We start from the raw sequence: 18,428 nt of genomic DNA, 5'->3' as shown, positions 1-18,428 counted from the left end.
CCACTCCGTCAGGCCTGGATTTCATGCGTGCTCGACGCCCGGCTTGCCGTGCTCGGTGACCAACCTTGCGATGACCCTCTTCTCGCCCCCCGTGACGGAAACGCGGTCGACGGCCACCACGTCGGTGCGCCACGCCCTCGGGCCGACCTCGAACACCTGGTAGCCGCGCTTGTCGTTCAGCAGCTTGGTGTGCGGGTTGTCGGACAACACGTTCGCCCACGTCGGCGGCATGTCTTCGCCATCGCCGCCGGACGAGATCGACGTGGTGACGTACTCGGTCGCGACGGGTGTGCTGAGCAGGTCCGCCGGGTTCGAAGGAATGACGCCGGCATGGTGCTTGTGCACGTCACCGGTCGCGACGATCACGTTGCCATGGGCGCGCTGCCGCATCAGGTCGAGCACGCGCTGGCGCGCCCGTGGGTAACCGCTCCACGAGTCGGTATTGACCGGCCCCGCCGCGCGGCTTGGCGGATACGCGTACGGCATCATCATCACCTGCTGCGCCAGCAGGTGCCAGCGGGCGTCGCTTTCCAGTCCCTGCGCCAGCCACTGCGCCTGCGCGGTACCGATGATCTGTTCCTCGCCAGCGTCGTCCTGCGGACGGCATGGACGCATGCGCTCGAGCAGCGACGCGTCGCAGCGCTGTTTGGTCCGGTACTGGCGGGTGTCCATCAGGTGCACGCGCAACAGGCCGCCGTAATCCAGGCGGCGATGCATCGTCAGGCCGTCGACGCGAGGAAACTGCGCGCGGCGCACCGGCATGTTTTCATACCAGGCCTGCATGGCGACGTGGCGGCGCAGCGCGAACACCTCGGGCGGCGTGCCGTCCTGGTCGTGGCTGCCGGCCCAGTTGTTGTCGATCTCGTGGTCGTCCCAGGTCGACAGGAACGCGGCAGCGGCGTGCGCGGCCTGCAGGTCGTGGTCGGACTTGTACTGCGCGTAGCGGCGGCGGTACTGGTCCAGCGTGTAGATCTCGCCGCCGGCATGCTGCCGAGCGATCTCGTTGCCGGCCGCGTCGATGATGGACTTCCCGGGTTTGCCCGCGCCCTCGTAGATGTAATCGCCGTAGTGGAAGATCGCATCCAGTTCCGGCTCCTGGCTCAGATGGCGGTAGGCCGTATAGCTGCCGGCTTCCCAGTGCTGGCAGCCGGCCACGCCGATGCGCACGCGATCCACCGCGACGCCGGTCTGCGGTGCGGTCCGCACCTTGCCGGTGGGGCTGGGTGCCTGGCGTTCGACGTAGAAGCGGTACCAGTACGGACGATGCGGCCGCAGTCCGTCCACTTCCACATGCACGCTGTGGCCCAGCTCGGGCCGGGCGATGGCTTCGCCGCGGCGGACCACCCCGCCGAACCGCTCGTCCTCGGCGACCTCCCAGCGTACCGGCACCGCCAGCATCGGCATGCCGCCGTTTTCGGCCAGCGGCTCCGGCGCGAGCCGGGTCCAGATCACGAAGCCGTCCGGCCAGGGATCGCCGGACGCCACGCCCAGCGAGAACGGATACGCGTTGAACCTGGGCGTGGCCCACAGCCTCCCGGCGGGGCCGAGCCCGGCGAACAGGGCCATGCCGCTGGCGCCCAGCAGGAACTTGCGGCGGTCGAACCTGGGGTATCCCATCGTGTGGATCACCTGTGTTGCTGGAGCGAAATGTCGGGTGACGCCATGCGACGCGTCAGCGCGATGTGTTCAGGCGGTCAGAAACGTCCGCGAAAGCCGATCGACGCGCGCCGTCCACTGGTGATGTAGATCTGGCTGTGGTGGCCTTTCTCGGCCAGGCCGACCGGACCGTTCGAGTAGACGGTGTGGCGGTTCTGGTTGAACACGTTGTTCGCGGTGAAGTAGAACTCCAGGCCCATGAAGTTGTTCCTGGTCTTCGGAATGATCGTGTAGCCACCCGACAGGTTGACTTCCAGGTAGTCGTCGAACGGCTGCTCCTGGTTGATGACGTAACGGCCATTGCCGTTGTCCACGGTGACATTGGCGGTGGGGCCGCGATCCTTTTCGTCGCTCCACACGGTGTTGAGGTTCAGCCGCGCCCGGCCGTACCGCCAGGCGAAGCCGAGGTTGGCCACCTGCTGCGCCACGCGCGGCAGCTTCTGCGACGGGTTGACGTGGGTGTAGGCGGCGCGGATGGTCAGTCCGCCCAGCGCGCCCGGCAGGTAGTCCATGGCGTGGTTGAGCTCGAACTCGTAGCCGTTGACGGTGATGTCGTCCGCGCTGTTGATCGTGGTGTTGACCAGGTCCACCGGCTCGTCGCCGTCGTAGCCGAACTCTTCCGGGCTCATCGTGGTGGTGGCGATCAGGTCCCTGATCCGGTTGTGGAACAGGCCGAAGGCGACCAGTCCCACCGGCTCGAAGTACTGCGTGGCGCGAATGGAGAAGTTGTCCGAGTACTCCGGCTTCAGGTTCACGTTGGGCGCAGTCAGCACGTTGCCGTCGTCGCCATAGGCGATCGACCACACCCCGGCCAGGTCGCCCACTTCCGGGCGCATGATGGTCTTGCTGTAGCCTGCGTGTACGTCGAGGCTTGGAGTGATCCGATACTTGAGCGAGGCGCTCGGGAAGAAGTCGTCGTAGCTGCCTTCGGTCTCCCTGCGCGGATTGGTCAGGTACTGGTACTCCAGGCCCTCCACGGTCGTGGCGCGGCCGGTCGCGGCCGCCACCTCGTAGCCGGCGGCGCGCACGTCCTCCGGGCTGAGCGGGTCGAAGTCGTAACCGATCGCCTTGGTCCGTTCCCAGCGGACGCCGGCCCGGCCCGTCAGCTTGTCGGTGAACTCGGCCGTGCCCATGAAGTAGAGCGAGGTGATCCGCTCGTCGATCTTGTTCACGTTGGCGACGTTGGCGTTGTACCACTGCGCTGGCGTCTCGCTGCGCAGCCACTGCTCGGGATTGGCCTGCATCATTTCGTAGATCTTGCGCAGGCTGTAGACGTACAGGTCGCCGCCGCTCAGGGTGCTGATGGTCATGCCCGACTCGCCGCTGTGCCACTGGTTCGCGCTCTGCACCGCGCGCAGGAACTCGGCATTGGTCAGCGGGCCGTTGTACGTGTAGATGTTGGCGTCGGAGTCGTTGCCGAACTCATAGTCGGCACGGGTGGCCTTCAGGCCGGTCTTCCAGGTGACCGGCACGTCGCCGATGTCCTGGTAGAACTCGAAGTCGAGGCTGCCACCGCGATAGTCCAGTTCGGCGCTGCTGCCCGGGGTGGTGCGGATCGACGGGCGGGTCGATGCGCCCAGCGCGCCGCTGTACGACCCCAGCGACCAGGCATCGGGGTTGGACCAGTCCATGCCGCTGACCTGCTGGATCTGCCAGTCCTGGCGCATCCAGTCGCTGCGCGAGGCGCTGTAGTTGCCGCGCGTGCTCATGGTGTTGAGCAGGTTGGACACCATGCCCTTCTTCGGCGAGTCGTAGCGGCTGTTGGAACTGGCCGAAAACAGGTTGCCGGTGAGCTTGAAGTTCTCGGTGTTCCACTCGAAGCTGGGCACGAAGTTGCGCGAGTACCCGACCTTGTAGGTATAGGTCTGGGCATTGGTCAGGGTGTTCGTGGTCTCGGGAAAGCGGGTGGTCCAGTCCAGCGACGGATCGCCTTCGTGCGGATTGGCGGCAGTGGCGCGCCCGTTGGTGAAGGTGGGAACGATGGTGCTCGGATCGATGTCGCCACGGCTGACGCTGGCGTTCAGCGACAGGATCAGCGCGTCGGTGGCCTTGAAGTCCGTGCTGAGCGATGCGACGCGACGGTTGTACTCGCGGTCGTAGCCGGTGGCCGCGATCGAGGTCACCGCGTACGGGTACGGGCTGGTCGCCGTGGCCACGTAGTTGCGGCCGGAGTTGATCTGCACCTGTTCGACCAGGTTGGTGATGCTGCTGATGCCCGCCGCGATTCCGAGCCGGTTGTCGAAGAAGGCGTCCGCGTAGCTGATGCTGCTGGCCGGCAGCCACTTGCGGTCGTAGCCGCCTTCCATCCATCCGGTCTGCCTGCTGTCCCACAGGCCGGCGTGGGTGGTACCGCCCGCCGACACGACGATGCGGCGGCCACGGGCATCGAACGCCCGCTTCGTGCGGATGTCGATCGTGCCGGCCGGCGCGTTCGCATCCATGTCGGCACTGGTGGTCTTGTTGATGCTGATCGAGTCGACGCCGCTGAGCGCCGACTGCTCGAAACTGAAGGTGCGCGAGCTGGACGAGTTGGCGTCGATGCCCGGCAGGCTCACGCCGTTCAAGGTCACGCCGGTGTACTTGGCCGGCAGGCCGCGCAGGGAGATGTTGCGTGGGGCGTCGTCGGCCACCACGTCGAAGTCCACGCCCGGCATGTACTTCAGGAACTCGCCCGGATTGCCGTCGCCGATGTCGCCGAAGCTGTCGGCCGACAGGGTATTGGTGATGTTCATCGAGGCGCGCTGTTCCATGATCGCGCGGGCGTCGCCCTCGCGTGCGCCCACGACCTGCACGGTGTCCAGGCTGGCAGTGTCCCCGGCCGGGCCGGCCGTGCTGAACAGCTCGAACACCGGCTCGGCGGTCTCTCCGGCACGCACGTGGATGTCCCTCTGCAAGGAGCCGAAGCCAGTGAACTCGACCGTCAGCGCATGCACCCCGGCCGCCACGCCGTTGATGCGGAATTCCCCGCGTTCGCCGGAGAGCGCGGCCTGGCGGCCATCGATCATCACCCGCGCATTGCGCAGGTACTCGCCGGTGGCCGGATCCAGCACACGGCCGAGGATCGCGCCGGTGCCCGCGGCCTGGTTGTCGGCCGCCCGGGCGGGCGTCTGCGCCTGCTCATATGCGAACGCCTGCGACGTCACGCACAAGGCAACCGCCACCGCGCTGCATAGCGCAGTCTTCTTCAGTATGGACATGGGGGACGAACTCTCTTGCTTTGCTGGTGGGAGATGGCTTGGAAGGCGGGAAATGCGCTTCCTGCGCCTCACTGCAAGTTGAGGGAGCGCTGCAATCCACCCCCGGCCGCTGCGTCAGCAGAGGCGGCGCCAACCACACTTGCTTGTTTTGTCCCCGGCCACATCCTGCGTTCTGCGCGCCGATGTGACTTCGCAATGATGGGCATGGAATGTGACAACGCATTGACGCATCACGTGCCGGATGCACCGCGGTGGCATCGTCTTGCATTTGATCGAACCGGGAGAACCAGAGCGCGCGTGCGTTGCGAATCGGTACCGTCGCGTGTGCGACGAGGGCTCCAACCCGCAAGGTCCGCCGCATGCCCGCACGGCCATCGACCGCTGGCGTTGCCTCGTACCAACGAGCGCCTGCGGCTGGTTGAGGCGGCAAGGAAGACACGACCGTGATCTTCCGGGACGATATCGACGCTGACACGTTTTCTTGCGGCGACTCCGAACGTCGACCCCGGCCCTGTTCGCAGCGCCTTGTCTGCACCCGCCTTAGACTCGGTTGACCCGATCGCGCCGGAGCCCCGTGGAGACCGAAGCAGACGAGAAGCGCCTCAATGCCGTGGAGCGCACTGGCCTGGCTTTCCTGCAGCGCAGTTGCCAGCGCGACGACAGCCAGGTCCGGCCGTGGCGCGACGAGGACCGGGCCCGCATCCGCCGATTGCAGGCCCGGGCGATCGTGCTGTGTGGACTGGCGGGCGCCGTTTCGGCTGCGCTGATCGGTGCGGCGGACCTCTGGCTTCGCGACGCGCTCGACGCCGGACGCGAGCCGTCGCTGCTTTCCCCCGGCCGCGATGCCGCCTACTGGGCGTGGTTCGGCGGCATCGCGCTGCTGGCCAGCCTGCTGGAACTGCTGGCGATGTACTGGCTGCTGCTGCGCAGCGTCGCGGGCATCGCGGACGCGGCCGGCCTGTCGTTCTCGCAGGCCGACGCCGAGGACGCGCTGACCACGGGCCTGTCCCGCGCGGCACTGGACATCCCCAACCCGCGCCGGTCGCTGCACGGCATCGATCCGTACGTGCGGGCCTCACGGCTCAAGCTGCTGGTGTACACCGTGCTGTACCGCATCAAGGTGGGCGCGACCAGCTTCATCGTGCGCATCCTCGCCCGTCGCGTGCTCGCGCGCGGTGGCTTGCGCATGCTGCTGCCGTTCGCGGCCGTGCCCGTGTTCGCAGGCTGGAACGCGCTGATCGCGTGGTGGGTGATCCGCGAGGCGCGCGTGCGGGCCGCGGGCCCCTTGGCCGTAAGCGAAGCGGTTGCCGCGCTCGAACGCGCACGACTGGACGACGACGGCAAGCGCCTGGCGCTGGATGCCGTGGCCGAGCTGGTCGTCGCCGCCGAGGACGCGCACCCCAACTACGACCTGCTGCTGGCGCGTCTGCGCAAGGCGCTGGGGCTGGAGACGCGCATCCCCGAATGGAGCGCGGTGCGCGACCAGCTGGCCCACGCCGACGCCTCCACGCAGCACGCCGTGCTCGGCCTGATGGTCACGACCACCGCGCTGCGCGGACGCGGCTGCCGCCGACAGCGACGCCTGCTCGAAGACGCTCATGCCGCCTGCGGACAGACGTTCGACAGCGATGCCATGCGAACCGCGCGGCAACGCATCGCCGAAGGGCGTTGTGACGCCGGCGGCTAGGCGCAGGCAGGACAAGCGGAGGCGGGTGCATCCGGCTGCGCGGCTGCCCAGCGACGAGAGGGTTGAGCCGGGCCACGTTGCGAGGGTTTAGATGATGACCGGCTCACCCCGATGCGGAAAGCCAAGAATCAACCTGACCCCTACCCACATCTCCAGACCGTTCGCCCCTTACGTACGGGGCAGGAACCGGCGGGGGAATGCCGTTGCCATCACATGAGAGACGCGGCACCGTTCCATACGACTTTAGGTCTCAGTGCTTGCGGAGACGTCAAAATCCCATAGACTGCGACTTCAAGTGGACTGGGAGTACCCGGTCGGCGTCTGGCCTCGGTGGGTTCACCGGGGCTTTTCGCTTTGTGGTGCCGGGTGAATCTTCAGGCCCCACCCCTCGTAGCCGACGCCCAGTTTCTTGCGCCCGCCACTGCAAAAGAACTTCTGCTTCAGGACATCGAACGCGCGGTTCTCCTGCTGGGGGCGCAACGTGGCGATGCCGATCGGCCTGGCGACCAGATCCGCCAGCTGCAACCCGGACGAATTGGTTTTCTTGTCCGCCATGACGATGCGGAACGGCAGGCGCTGAGCCCATCGATTTTCGCCATCGCAGATCCGGCGAAACTCCAGCTCCAGGTCCCTGTCTTCCTTTGGGCCCCGACATTCCACGACCACGTGGGTCGGGTACTCGTGCTGGTCCTTCTCTTGCATGAGCTCAAACAACGTCTCCAGACAGAACCCCAGGGCCAGGTGATAGGGGTTGCTGCCCAATTGCGATCGCTCGCGCAACCGGCGCTTGTCGATGACGCAACTGATCAGGACGAAGTTGCTGGTTTCGATGATTCCGGTGAGTTCGTCATAAAAAGCGCGCTTGTGTGCCCGGTCGATGAACCGGAAGACACCCTTTTCCTTGCGAATCTCGTGCTCGTGCAGCACGACCGTGTCATGGCCGAAGTGCCTGAACTTGAAGGTCTCGATGGCCGGGACAACCTTCTGCGCGTAATGTCCCTTGTGGAATACGCAGAACGACAACACGAATACCGGGTAGCTCTCGTCCAGCGTCTCCAGACCGTGGTCGCCGCTCTCGTCGACGTAGACGACATAGTTGCTGTACTGGTTGGTAGGGGCCGACAGCCGCGGCGGCTCTTCGACGGGCGCATCCGGTACCCGGGGCAAAGGCAGTGCGTACTGCCCGTCAAGATCTGGTTCGATACTGGAGGGTTCGCGGCGCTTCGTCATTGCAATCATCCTTGTGTCGGTTAGGCGGCTTCCGGAAAACAATTCGTATCGGTGATGCCACCTTCAACCCGTCGTCCATCACGAGCGGGCAGCGTTGCGCTTCTCATCCAGAGAGGAGCCCGTCGATCCTGACGCCCCATCTTCCAGTCACTCCGATTCCAGCCCTTGCGGCACATAGACGCGCCGCAATGGCAACAGCCCCTTGTGCTTGGAGTCGAACGCTTCGTAATGCTCCAGCACCATTTTCACGAACTCGTCGCCATCGACCAGGCGCAGGTTCGGCTTGCCCTGCTCGAAGTTGCGCGACGCGGGGCTGAACGTGCCCAGCGTGATGAACAGCCCGTACTCCCCCGCCGACAATTTGCCGTACAGCGCCGACACGTCCTTGTCCGTGGCCGTAGTGTCGCTGCTCTTGACCTGCACCTTGATGATGGGCGGTTCGATGCCGAGGTGGTCCTTGTGCGCGATGACGTCCACGCTGGGCTCGTTCCTGCGGGTCAACCGGGCGTGATAGCCCATGCATTGCAGCAGGTGCACCACGAAGGATTCCAGCGGCAGGCCCTTGAGCTCCTGCGACAGTCGCTTGAGGATGAAGTCGCGCGTGGTTTCCTCGATGTCCTCGGCCACCATCGAGACGGTCTGGTCGTCGTCCACCACCATGGATGCAGCCGGGCCACCCGCCACGACCGCAAGGTATTCGTCCGCGTAGTTCCTGATCTGGAACAGGCTCTGCGCCGCGCCAATCTCGTACAGCGCGCCCTGGGTAAAGTGCAGGCGCGGGACCTGGGCCAGCCATTCCACCTTGCGCCGGTGCGGATAGCCTTCACGCGCCTGCGCAACGTGGGTGTATTCGCCCGTCACCCGTCCGATGTGGATCAGGCGATCGGCCTTGGAGGGATACGCCACCAGGTCGCCCGGCTTCATCTCGTGCACGAAGCGGAACGGCATGCCGGCCATCGTCGCAATCGCGCCGGGCTTGGCTTCCGGATAGGCCTGCTGGTAGCGCAGCTTGAACGCCTCGCGGTTGGCCGCCAGTTGCGAGAGGTCGCCCATGCGGTCCCAGCCCAGCGCGATGCAGCCCTGCCCCAGGAACAGCGCATCGGCCTCGCCCCGACGTCCCGCGTGGATGCCCCAGATCGCTTCATTCGACATTGCGTGTCCTCTCAGTCTTCCTGCTGCGGATACAGCTTGACCAACGCGTTGATGATGCGCGTGCGTTGCGCGGGGTGCACGGCAGGCCGGCCATCCTGCAGCAGCATGTAGGCGCGTTTGGGATTGATGGCCTTCACCGATGACGTTTGTTCGACCGGCAACGGCTTGACGAACCAGCCCGGCAGCGCGACTACCGGCACCACGGGCGTGTGCTGTCCGGTTTCGCCGTGCAGGTGCTTCGACAGCCAGGCCGCTTCCGCCTCGGCCTGCCTGACGGCCTTGTCGTCCATCTTCCCGCCGGCGAAGACCAGCCGCTTGCCATCGAACTGCACGTCGGCCGAGCCGAACCCCTTGCCCGGCTTGCGCCGGGACTTGGTCTCCACCACCCACACGGCCGAAGGCCCCACCACCACATGGTCGAGGTTGAAGTCCTGGCCGGTCGGTACGTCGTGGAATACCTCGCAGCCGTTGGCGCGCAGGCGGTCGAGCGCCTGCGCGGCGGCGATCTCGGCCCGCATGCCTTCCAGCCAATAGCGTCGCGCCCGACGCAGCCGAAGCATCTTCCGGGTGATGATGACGATGGCGGCTAACGACATCAGGCCGATCACCCATTCCAGCCATCCGAACCGCAGCTGCGACCACTGCACGCGGGGTAGCAGGATCGCCAGCATGGCCAGCGGGCCGATCACCATGAGCTGGACGATGCGCGCCTGGATGTCATCGCCGATCTCGTCGGCCTTGATGCGCGCCTGCGCACCCGCCTGATGGAGCAGCTTGTCGTTCAATGGAGAACGCCGCTGGTCTCGCCGCTCCGCCCGCTTCTGCAGTGACACAATCGCCACCACCAGCAGCACCGGCAGGAACAACAAGGCCAACATGGTGATGGCGGGCACGAATGGCATGAGCAGCGCTTCCATGAGGATCAGGCCTCCTTGCGGGGTTTACGGGTCTTCTTTGGCTTCGTCGTTGGCAACAACGAGGTGAGCGCCTGGTAGCGCTCGAGCAGGAAGGCCACGCGCTCGGCATCGGTGCCGAGTTTCGGCGGCTTGCGGCCCGCGGCCTTTTCCGCGGCGAGGTAGGCGGCGTCCACGGCCCTGTCCAGCGTGGTATGCGCTTTCACCAGCGCGGGTGGCATGGTCAGCGGGTCATAGAGGTCGGCCAGGGTGGCATCGGGAAACTGCGCGCGGGCGTCGAGCACGCCCTGCGCTGCGGATTCAATCGCAGGGCGATGCTTGTCGTTAGCACCACCTCCTGCGCTTGCGGACTCCGGTTGCGGCGGGGACAGGTCGGGCCAGGGGAAGTTGTTGTAGACAGCAGGTGAATAGCTGTAATCGCTTTTCAAGCGTCCGCCTACAGAACGCACCCACGCCATATGCATCGTGGACGTCAGCACGCCGAAGTGAAACAGCGTGCCGCCCACCACCATCTGGATCTTGTTGCTCGCCACACTGCTTGCATCGAGGAATGCCAGCGGATGAAGCGCCGGCTCTCGGACGAGACTTCAGGGACCGCCACATAGCTGCCGGAGGGCTGCCGATCCTGCGTGAACAGCGTTGGCATTTCTGCATAGTCACGCACCTGTCGGGTCGGGCTTTTCAGGCGCGACTCCCGCACAGCCGCCACTCGCGCCTTGACCACAGGCATTGCCGCCAACTCTCTTGGCAATGCGTCCTTCAGCCACAGGCACCAGCGCCGCGTGCCGTTGATCAGCTCCTCACCTCCGATGTATGGCCGAATAAACCTGGCAGCTGCCGGTTCATCCCGCGTCAGGGCGTCCTTTTCCTCGTCAGTCAAAATCAGGTGTCCCCCATCAGTGGGCTGACTGCCCTTGAACATGGGCGGCATGCCTGGCTGGGGATCAGAACGCGATGGCAACAGCACGTCAGGGCCGCCAACGAGATAGGGATTGATGTTCGTCGCTTGAATGGGGAAGGGATCTGACCTGACTGTCTCGTACTCGTATATCCACTTCACGTCGATGTCGCGCAGCGCGACCCCAACGATCACGCAATGCACCGCCGCCTTGCCGCGGGCCTCATTCGCCCACTGGAACGTTCGATGGGCGAAATGAATCTTCACCCCGCGCGCGAGCAAATCTCCCCAGAGGATGCCGACCTGCTCGCCTTGGCTGATTGAATTCGTGGACACAAAAGCGGTGACGATCCCGGGATTGCTCTGCATGTAGTCCACAGCCATTCGATACCAGGCCGTGACATAGTCCAATCGCCCAAAACGCCCGTCCCTGCCCCAGATGCGCTCCATGTCCGCCATCTGTTCAGCGTTGCGCCATTGGTGCCCAATGAACGGCGGATTGCCAAAGATGTAGTCCACCTCCCCCGCCGGCACCACATCATTCCAGTCGATCCGCAGCGCATTGCCATGCACGATGGCCGCGGACTTCTTCAGCGGCAGGCGCACCACGTTCTCGCCGAAGGCCTCGGCCACGCGCAGGTTCATCTGGTGGTCCATCAGCCACATGGCCACCTGCGCGATCTGCGCGGGAAACTCCTCGATCTCGATGCCGAAGAACTGGTCCACATCGACCAGCACGTGGTCCTGCACGTGGGCCAGTACCGATTGCTGGGTGGCAAACTGGCGCCGCAGCACCTCCAGTTCCAGCAGGCGGATCTCGCGGTAGGCGATGACCAGGAAGTTGCCGCAGCCGCAGGCCGGGTCGAGGAACTTCAGCGTGGCCAGCTTGCGGTGCAGTTGCGCCAGCGCCCTGTCGTTGTTGCCGGCCTTGTCCAGCTCGGCCTTCAGTCCGTCGAGGAACAGCGGGCCGATCAGCTTGAGGATGTTCTTCTCGCTGGTGTAGTGCGCGCCCAGGTTGCGGCGGGCCTTCGCATCCATCACCGACTGGAACATGGAACCGAAGATGGCGGGGCTGATGCGGCTCCAGTCCAGCGCGGCGGCGTCCAGCAGCAGGGTGCGCATGCTGGCATCGAACGCGGCCAGTGGCAGCGCTTCCTCGAACAGCTTGCCGTTGACGTAGGGCAGTTCGGCCAGCTGCGCGTCCAGCGTGGTCTGGCGCTGCTCGGGCATGCGGTCGAGCGTCTGGAACAGCTGCGCCAGCCACATGCCCACGTCGCTGCCGTCCTCGCGCGTGCGCTGGGCGATGAGGTCGTGGAAGGCGTGGCGCGGGAAGATGCCGGTATCGTCGGCAAACAGGCAGAACAGCAGGCGCACCAGCAGCACTTCCAGCGCGTGGCCGGTGTAGCCCACGGCCTTGAGCGCGTCGTGCAGCTTGCCCATGCGTTCGGCGGCGCGCACGTTCACCGGGTCCTGCTCGCGGAAGGCGCGCGGCTGGTAGCCGGCGATGAAGCCGAAGCGGCGCACGTGCTTGTGGAAATCGCGCAGGGCGAACTCGGCCGGCTCGGCTTCGCCTTCCAGGTCGTAGAGGCGGAAGCGGGCGAAGTCGCTGACCAGCAGGTAGCGCGGCAGTTCGGCGTCGGTCAGGCCGTGGAAATAGTCGCGGGCCTGGGCATGGGCGCGGTCCAGGTCCTTGCCCAGCGACTTGTGCTCGATCAGCAGGATGCCTTTCCACAGCAGGTCGATGTAGCCGTCCTTGCCGTCCAGCTTCTTCACGCGCCGCTCGAAGTTGGCCACGCGGCGGCGCGACACGCCGAAGACATGGAAAAAGTCGTCCCAGAACGACTTGGCCTCGGCGTCCTCGCTGGCCTCGCCTTCCCATTCGCGCGAGAACTTCAGCGCGCGGTCCTTGATCTCGTTCCAGCTCAACGGCATGCAGGCGTCCCTCCCAAACTCAGGCGCATCTTAGCCGCGCAAGCTTGGGCCTGGCCTACGTTGCTAGGGCTGGCGGCGGTAAATAGAGGCAAGGATGGTGCGAGGCACGCCCTGCATGGGCGGAGCACCCAGCGCAATCCCGTCGGCGACGGCAGGCAGCACTGCCAGATCATCGAGCAAGCCAAGTCTTCGGCGTACCATGCGGACTCCCCACAGCACTACACCCGGGGCGACCATAGCGCGTGCGGGCGCGTGGGCGAAGTGCGTAGGTGTTGGGTGTCGTGGTTAGGGTGCGGTGGTTGGGGGCTGGTGGTTTGGGGGCGGGCTGTTGGTGGTAACGCCTTTGCGGTGGAGAGTGAACGTCGCCGGGATGGCGATGTGGAGCTGACGGCATCGGGATGACTTAGTGCGCACGTGCCTGGGTGCATCCGCTGTGTGTGCGCTGCTTCACGTACCCGCACGCACCACGCCGCGACATGACTGCGATTGCAGCGTGCAGCCGTTAGGATGAAGTACCTCCCCCCACGAGGATCGCTGAACGTGATGCGCTTTGTGTTGCCTGTGCTCGTCCTGCTGCTGGCTGCATGCGGCAAGCCCGCCGCTCCCGAGGACGCCGCCGCCCCGGCGCGCGAAACCCCGTCCATCGACTACGTGGTGGCGGTGCATCCCGGCACCGAGCTGCTGCACGTCATCAACTACCTGGCGCGGGTGTACGGGCCGCCGGTGCGCGACTACGACTACCGCCGCGCGGTGGACGCGTGGTTCGGCCACCTGCGCGAGCACCCGGCGGTGGTGCATGCGCGCACGCTGCCGTACAACGATTTCGCCGAGCTGGGCTGGGCGTTGGAGTTTCCGGGGCCCACGCTGGTGGAACCGGAGGGCTTCGGCCACCTGGGCCTGATCAAGGACGAGGCCTACCTGCGCGAGTACCTGCGGCTGGCGGTGGCGTTTGCGCGTGACGCCGATTTCTCCGGCTTCTTCGCCGCGCACGAGGCCGACTACGCGCGCTGGGTGGCCGAGTTCGAACGGCGGATGCGCGAGGCCGATCCGCTGCCGCAGCTGGCCGACTTCTACGGCACCGGGCTGGACAAGACGCTGTACTTCTCGATCTCGCCGCTGGGCGTGGTGCTGAAGGCGAACATCGTGGTCGATGCCGTGGCGCCGCGGCATGCCGGCTACGGCCCGATCCTGGTCCCGTTCGACCCGCGCTTCCTGCCCGAGGAGCCCACCGACACGGCCCGCTTCGACTACGCCGACGAGCCGCTGGCCAATGCGGTGTGGCACGAGGCCACGCACATTGCGCTGGAACAGTTCGCCGAGGGCCAGCGCGAGGTGTTGATGGACATCGACTACGCGGACGATTTCTCGCGCCGGTTCCAGGTGTTCGACGATCCGCGGCTGGACACGTACTTCTTCGTGCACGAGGTGCTGGCGGACGCGGTGGCCATCCACCTGAAGGGCGAGCGCTTCGGCGCGGAATCGGCCGAGACGCATCTTGCACAGAACGAGGCCATGGGCGGCACCCTGTACCGCCCGGTCGTGGCGCACCTGCGCGATGCGTACGCGCCCGGCCGCCATGAGCGCGATTTCCGCGCCTACCTGCCGGCCTTGGCCGGCTTCATCAGCAGTGTCGACGACGAGGCCCCATGAACCGTTCGCATTCCCCGACCCTCCCTTTCCTGTCGCTCCCGCGCCTGCTGGCGGCGGGCCTTGCCGCCGCACTGGTCCTGGCCGGCCAGGTTGCGATGGCGTCCGACGCCAAGCCGATCCGCGTGCTGCTGCTGGGCACCTACCACATGCACAACCCCGGGCAGGACGCGGTGAACATCGACAGCGACGACGTGCTGGCGCCGCGCCGGCAGGCGGAGCTGGAGGCGCTGGCCGACGCGCTGCTGGCGTTCGCGCCCACCAAGGTGGCGGTAGAGGCGCGCGCCGGCGGCACCGACCTGGTGTGGCCGGAACCGCTGGATCCGGAGGCGCTGCGCACCGACCGCAACGAGATCACCCAGGTCGCGCAGCGGCTGGCGATGAAGGCCGGCATCGAGCGCCTGCATGCGGTGGACGTGTCCGGCGAGTTCGACCTGGCACCCCTGCGCGCGGTCACTGCCGAGCCCGGTGCGCGCGAGATGCGCGAAGCGATGGTCGAGGGCGCGCACGTGGGCGAACAGATGGGCGAGCGGCTGGCGGCGCTGTCGATCCCGGCGTACCTGGACTGGCTCAACAGCGACGCCATGATCGAGGCCAACCATCGCATGTACCGGCGCTGGCTGCGGGTGTCGGGCGACGGCGCGTATCCCGGCGCGAAGCTGGTGACCGACTGGTACGCGCGCAACATGCAGATCTGCGCGCGCATCCTGCAGGTGGCGCAGCCCGGCGACAACATCGTGGTGCTGTACGGCGTGGGCCACGTGTACTGGCTGCGCGAGTGCATGACCGGGCTGGACGACGTGGAGGTGGTGCATCCGGCGCGCTATCTGCAGGCGGCGGAAAAGGCCCTTGATGCGGGTTGATTCGGGACCGCGGTGCAGTTCCACCGCAGCCGGCAGAACGCCGGGACGCGGCTTCGGCCCGCAGGTTATCCCTGCGGCGCCCCATCGAGCCTGGCCGCGACGGTTTCGCACGCGGTGATCACATCCGCCACCAGCCGCTGTTCCACCTCGACATGTCCCTCATACTCGGCCAGGTTGCGCAGGTCGTGGGCCTTGGCCAGTACCCGCCAGACTTCCGGGCCCAGCCCCAGCATGTGCGGCAGCGCCTGGAAGACGATGTAGCGATGGCGGGCGCGATAGCCGTGCCGGCGCAGGGCCGCCAGGCACAGTGCGTGGGCGGCGTTGTAGGCCAGGTCGAAGCGGCTGTCGAGCGACAGCGACTGGTGGCGTGCGTCTGCGAGGCGGGCGCGGCCGGAGCGGAGCAGGCCGGCGACTTCGGCGCCGTCCGGCGGCTTGATCGACAACGGCTTGCCGGCACCGGCCAGGTGCTCAAGCGGCGAAGTCACGCTCGCCTCCGATCACCCAGATGCGCGGCTGTTCGAGCAGGCGCGATACGAAGCTGTTGCCGGTCTTGATGCGCTCGCGCAACTCGGCGCGGGTGTAGAGCGTGGGGTTGACCGTGCGCCCCAGCTGTTCGGCAAGCGGGTGCAGCGCGCCCATGGCATCGGCGTAGGTCAGCTGGTCGGACACCAGCAGCAGGTCGATGTCGCTGCTGGCGGTGTCGCTGCCCTTGGCCACCGAGCCGTAGACGAAGGCGGCATGGATCTGCGCGCGCAATGGCGCCAGCGCCTCGCGCAGCGGTTCGGCCAGGCCGAACGTCTTGCGCACGATGGCGGCCAGTTCGTCATGGATCGGGGCGTCGGGGTTGGCGCGGTAGCGTTTCTGGTTGCCCACCCGCTCGACATCGAGCAGGCCGCTGCCGGCCAGGCGCGCCACCTCGCGCTGCACGGCGCCGCTGCCGGCACCGGTGGCGTGGATGAGTTCGCTGACGCTGTACGAGCGGCCGGGTTGCCCGAACAGGCAGGCCAGCACGCGGCGCTGGGTGGCGGTGAACAGGGCTTCGGACAGGTTGGTGCTGGCGTAGATCGCCGCGGCTTCGCTGATACGTTGGCGCTGGCCGGTGCCCATGTCGGGCATGATAATGCCCTTTTTGGGCATTCACAAGCCGGTCTGTCGAGGCGGATGCGCGACCGGCCTGTCGCAGGCGTTGACGACAGGCGCAACGTCCCTGGGTCCCCGCCTGCGCGGGGACGACGAGCCCGAGGGTTTGCGGGGATGGGGGCGTCAATCGTGCCCGCGGAACGTGCGCACGTGCTCCACCAGCGCGCGCAGCTTGCGCGGCTGGTTGTGGCGGCTGGGGAAGTAGAGGAAGAAGCCGGCGAACGGCGGCAGGTAGTCCTGCAGCATCGGCACCAGCTGGCCGGCCTGCACCCATTGGCGGTAGTTCTCCTCCAGGCCGAAGGTGATGCCGCCGCCGGCGAGTGCGGTGCGCAGCATCACCCGCAGGTCGTTGGTGGTGACCTGCGCGTTCACGTCCACCTCGAAGTCGCGGCCGTCCTCGGTGAATTCCCAGCGGTAGGGCGCGACGCCCGGCGCGGGGCGCCAGCCGATGCAGCGGTGGCGCACCAGTTCGCTGGGATGCTGCGGCACGCCATGCGCTTCGACGTACGCGGGCGCGGCCACCGCCAGCTGCCGCTGCGGGCCGGTGAGCGGCACGGCCACCATGTCCTGCGCGATCACTTCGCCCAGCTGCACGCCGGCGTCGAAGCCGGCGGCGACCAGGTCGACCGGGTCGTCGCTGACGGTGACGTCCAGCGTGATGCCCGGGTAGGCCTGCGCGAAGCTGGCGACGAACGGGCCGGACAGGAAGCGCTCGGCGATCGAGGACACGCTGACCTGCAGCAGGCCGCGCGGCGGGCCGTCGTCGACGGCTTCCTCCAGCGCGGCATCCACGGTGCGCAGCGGCGCGGAGACCTGGCGGTGCAGGCGCTGCCCGGCCTCGGTCAGCCGCACGCTGCGGGTGGTGCGCTGGACCAGGGCCACGCCCAGGCTGTCCTCGAGCCGGCGGATGCCCTGGCTGACGGCGGAGCGGGTGACGCCCAGGGCATCGGCCGCGGCGCGGAAGCTGGCGGCTTCGGCCACGGCCAGGAACATGCGCAGGAGATTGAGGTCGGGTTGCATTGGTTAGCAAGTCTAACCAAAGTGGTCAGCGCCTGGCGGGTTCTCTCGACGCCGGGCCGCCTCTACGGTGTGCGGCAGGCGGCGACCGGCCGCCCAACCCCACCGAGGAGAGCGACATGGAAACCATCGACAAGATCGTATTGATCACCGGCGCCAGCAGCGGCATCGGCGAAGCCACCGCCCGCGTGCTGGCCGAACGCGGCGCCACCGTGGTGCTGGGCGCGCGCCGCGGCGACCGGCTGCAGGCGCTGGCCGCCGACATCGCCGCGAATGGCGGCACCGCGCATGTGCGCACGCTGGACGTGACCTCGCGCGAAGACATGCAGGCGTTCGTGGACGACGCCGTGTCGCGCTACGGCCGCGTCGACGTGCTGGTCAACAACGCCGGGGTGATGCCGCTGGCGCCGCTGTCGGCGCTGAAGACCGACGAATGGGACACGATGATCGACGTGAACATCCGCGGCGTGCTGCATGGCATCGCCGCGGTGCTTCCGCGGATGGAGGCCCAGGGCCATGGCCACGTGGTCAACGTGTCCTCGATCGCCGGCCTGTTCGTGATGCACAGCGCGGCGGTGTACTGCGCCACCAAGTACGCGGTGCGCGCGATCTCCGAAGGCCTGCGCATGGAAAGCGACGTGGTGCGCGTGACCTGCGTGTACCCGGGCGCGGTGGAATCGGAGCTGGCACACAGCATCACGCATGCGGAGACGGCGAAGGTGATCGACGAGTTCCGGCAGATCGCGCTGAAGCCGGAGGCGATCGCCGAGGCGATTGCGCATGCGATTGCGCAGCCGGCGGAGGTGGATACCACCGACATCGTGGTGCGGCATGTGAGGAGTCCGGCGTGAGTAGCGGCGGGCAGGCCCCCACCCCAGCCCGTCCAGCCCGGCGCAGCGCGCCGGTCGTTCGGAAGGGCTGCACGGCAATGCCGTGCAAGCAGCCCCGCCTCACCCCCCGCAAGCGGGGGAGGGGGCAGGAAGGTTGCACGGCAGTGCCGTGTACGCCGCCGTGCCTAGCCTCCCGCGGGCGGGGAAGGGGGACGCGCGGCGCGTGGTTGATGGCGGTGCTGGCCGTGTCGACCTTTGCGCACGC

General features: G+C 67.0%; 12 protein-coding genes and 1 pseudogene. 4 read left to right on the top strand and 9 right to left on the bottom strand.

What is annotated here, in order from left to right; genetic code table 11:
* Positions 1–21: 21 nt before the first annotated feature.
* Positions 22–1,617 (bottom strand): alkaline phosphatase D family protein, encoded by a 1,596-nt coding sequence (locus E2F46_RS09665; RefSeq protein WP_133321885.1) that lies wholly within the window; start codon positions 1,615–1,617, stop codon positions 22–24.
* A 77-nt stretch (positions 1,618–1,694) separates the two neighbouring features.
* On the bottom strand, positions 1,695–4,853 hold the full coding sequence (locus E2F46_RS09660; protein WP_133321884.1) for a TonB-dependent receptor domain-containing protein: 3,159 nt from the start codon (positions 4,851–4,853) through the stop codon (positions 1,695–1,697).
* Positions 4,854–5,427: 574 nt separating this feature from the next.
* On the opposite strand from E2F46_RS09660, the gene E2F46_RS09655 reads away from it, so the two are divergent.
* On the top strand, positions 5,428–6,540 hold the full coding sequence (locus E2F46_RS09655) for an LBF_2804 family protein (protein WP_133321883.1): 1,113 nt from the start codon (positions 5,428–5,430) through the stop codon (positions 6,538–6,540).
* Between the two features lie 336 nt (positions 6,541–6,876).
* Here E2F46_RS09655 and E2F46_RS09650 read toward each other — a convergent pair whose 3' ends face one another.
* The 4 genes and pseudogenes from E2F46_RS09650 to E2F46_RS09635 form a co-directional block, all read right to left on the bottom strand.
* Positions 6,877–7,770: a DUF3800 domain-containing protein gene (locus tag E2F46_RS09650; RefSeq protein WP_133321882.1), complete on the bottom strand. Its 894-nt coding sequence runs from the start codon at positions 7,768–7,770 to the stop codon at positions 6,877–6,879.
* Between the two features lie 147 nt (positions 7,771–7,917).
* Complete coding sequence (locus E2F46_RS09645) at positions 7,918–8,922, bottom strand: restriction endonuclease (protein ID WP_133321881.1); 1,005 nt, start codon at positions 8,920–8,922, stop codon at positions 7,918–7,920.
* An 11-nt stretch (positions 8,923–8,933) separates the two neighbouring features.
* Positions 8,934–9,839, bottom strand: coding sequence for a nuclease-related domain-containing protein (locus E2F46_RS09640; RefSeq protein ID WP_133321880.1), 906 nt, complete (start codon positions 9,837–9,839; stop codon positions 8,934–8,936).
* Positions 9,840–9,844: 5 nt separating this feature from the next.
* Positions 9,845–12,666, bottom strand: a pseudogene (locus E2F46_RS09635) (class I SAM-dependent DNA methyltransferase).
* A 555-nt stretch (positions 12,667–13,221) separates the two neighbouring features.
* Here E2F46_RS09635 and E2F46_RS09630 point away from each other — a divergent pair.
* Positions 13,222–14,316 carry a DUF4932 domain-containing protein gene (locus tag E2F46_RS09630; RefSeq protein WP_165967422.1) on the top strand — a complete coding sequence of 365 codons (1,095 nt, stop codon included), beginning with the start codon at positions 13,222–13,224 and terminating at the stop codon, positions 14,314–14,316.
* Positions 14,313–15,176 carry a DUF5694 domain-containing protein gene (locus E2F46_RS09625; protein ID WP_133321878.1) on the top strand — a complete coding sequence of 288 codons (864 nt, stop codon included), beginning with the start codon at positions 14,313–14,315 and terminating at the stop codon, positions 15,174–15,176. The genes E2F46_RS09630 and E2F46_RS09625 overlap by 4 nt, the downstream gene beginning before the upstream one ends.
* 65 nt (positions 15,177–15,241) lie before the next feature.
* Here the strand turns inward: E2F46_RS09625 and E2F46_RS09620 are convergent, their stop codons facing one another.
* From E2F46_RS09620 to E2F46_RS09610, 3 genes are all read right to left on the bottom strand, one after another.
* A complete protein-coding gene (locus tag E2F46_RS09620; RefSeq protein ID WP_133321877.1) occupies positions 15,242–15,661 on the bottom strand; it encodes a hypothetical protein in 420 nt (139 codons plus the stop codon).
* Positions 15,645–16,292: a nucleotidyltransferase domain-containing protein gene (locus tag E2F46_RS09615; protein ID WP_243720374.1), complete on the bottom strand. Its 648-nt coding sequence runs from the start codon at positions 16,290–16,292 to the stop codon at positions 15,645–15,647. The genes E2F46_RS09620 and E2F46_RS09615 overlap by 17 nt, the downstream gene beginning before the upstream one ends.
* 147 nt (positions 16,293–16,439) lie before the next feature.
* Positions 16,440–17,336: a LysR family transcriptional regulator gene (locus E2F46_RS09610; protein WP_133321876.1), complete on the bottom strand. Its 897-nt coding sequence runs from the start codon at positions 17,334–17,336 to the stop codon at positions 16,440–16,442.
* A gap of 116 nt (positions 17,337–17,452) precedes the next feature.
* On the opposite strand from E2F46_RS09610, the gene E2F46_RS09605 reads away from it, so the two are divergent.
* Positions 17,453–18,184: an SDR family oxidoreductase gene (locus E2F46_RS09605; protein WP_133321875.1), complete on the top strand. Its 732-nt coding sequence runs from the start codon at positions 17,453–17,455 to the stop codon at positions 18,182–18,184.
* The last annotated feature ends 244 nt before the right edge of the window (positions 18,185–18,428 follow it).

It is taken from the genome of Luteimonas aestuarii (genome assembly GCF_004357985.1).
Taxonomy (GTDB): Bacteria; Pseudomonadota; Gammaproteobacteria; order Xanthomonadales; family Xanthomonadaceae; genus Luteimonas; species Luteimonas aestuarii.
The sequence above is the reverse complement of the archived record's forward strand: the minus strand, read 5'-3'. Positions and strand labels throughout refer to the sequence as shown.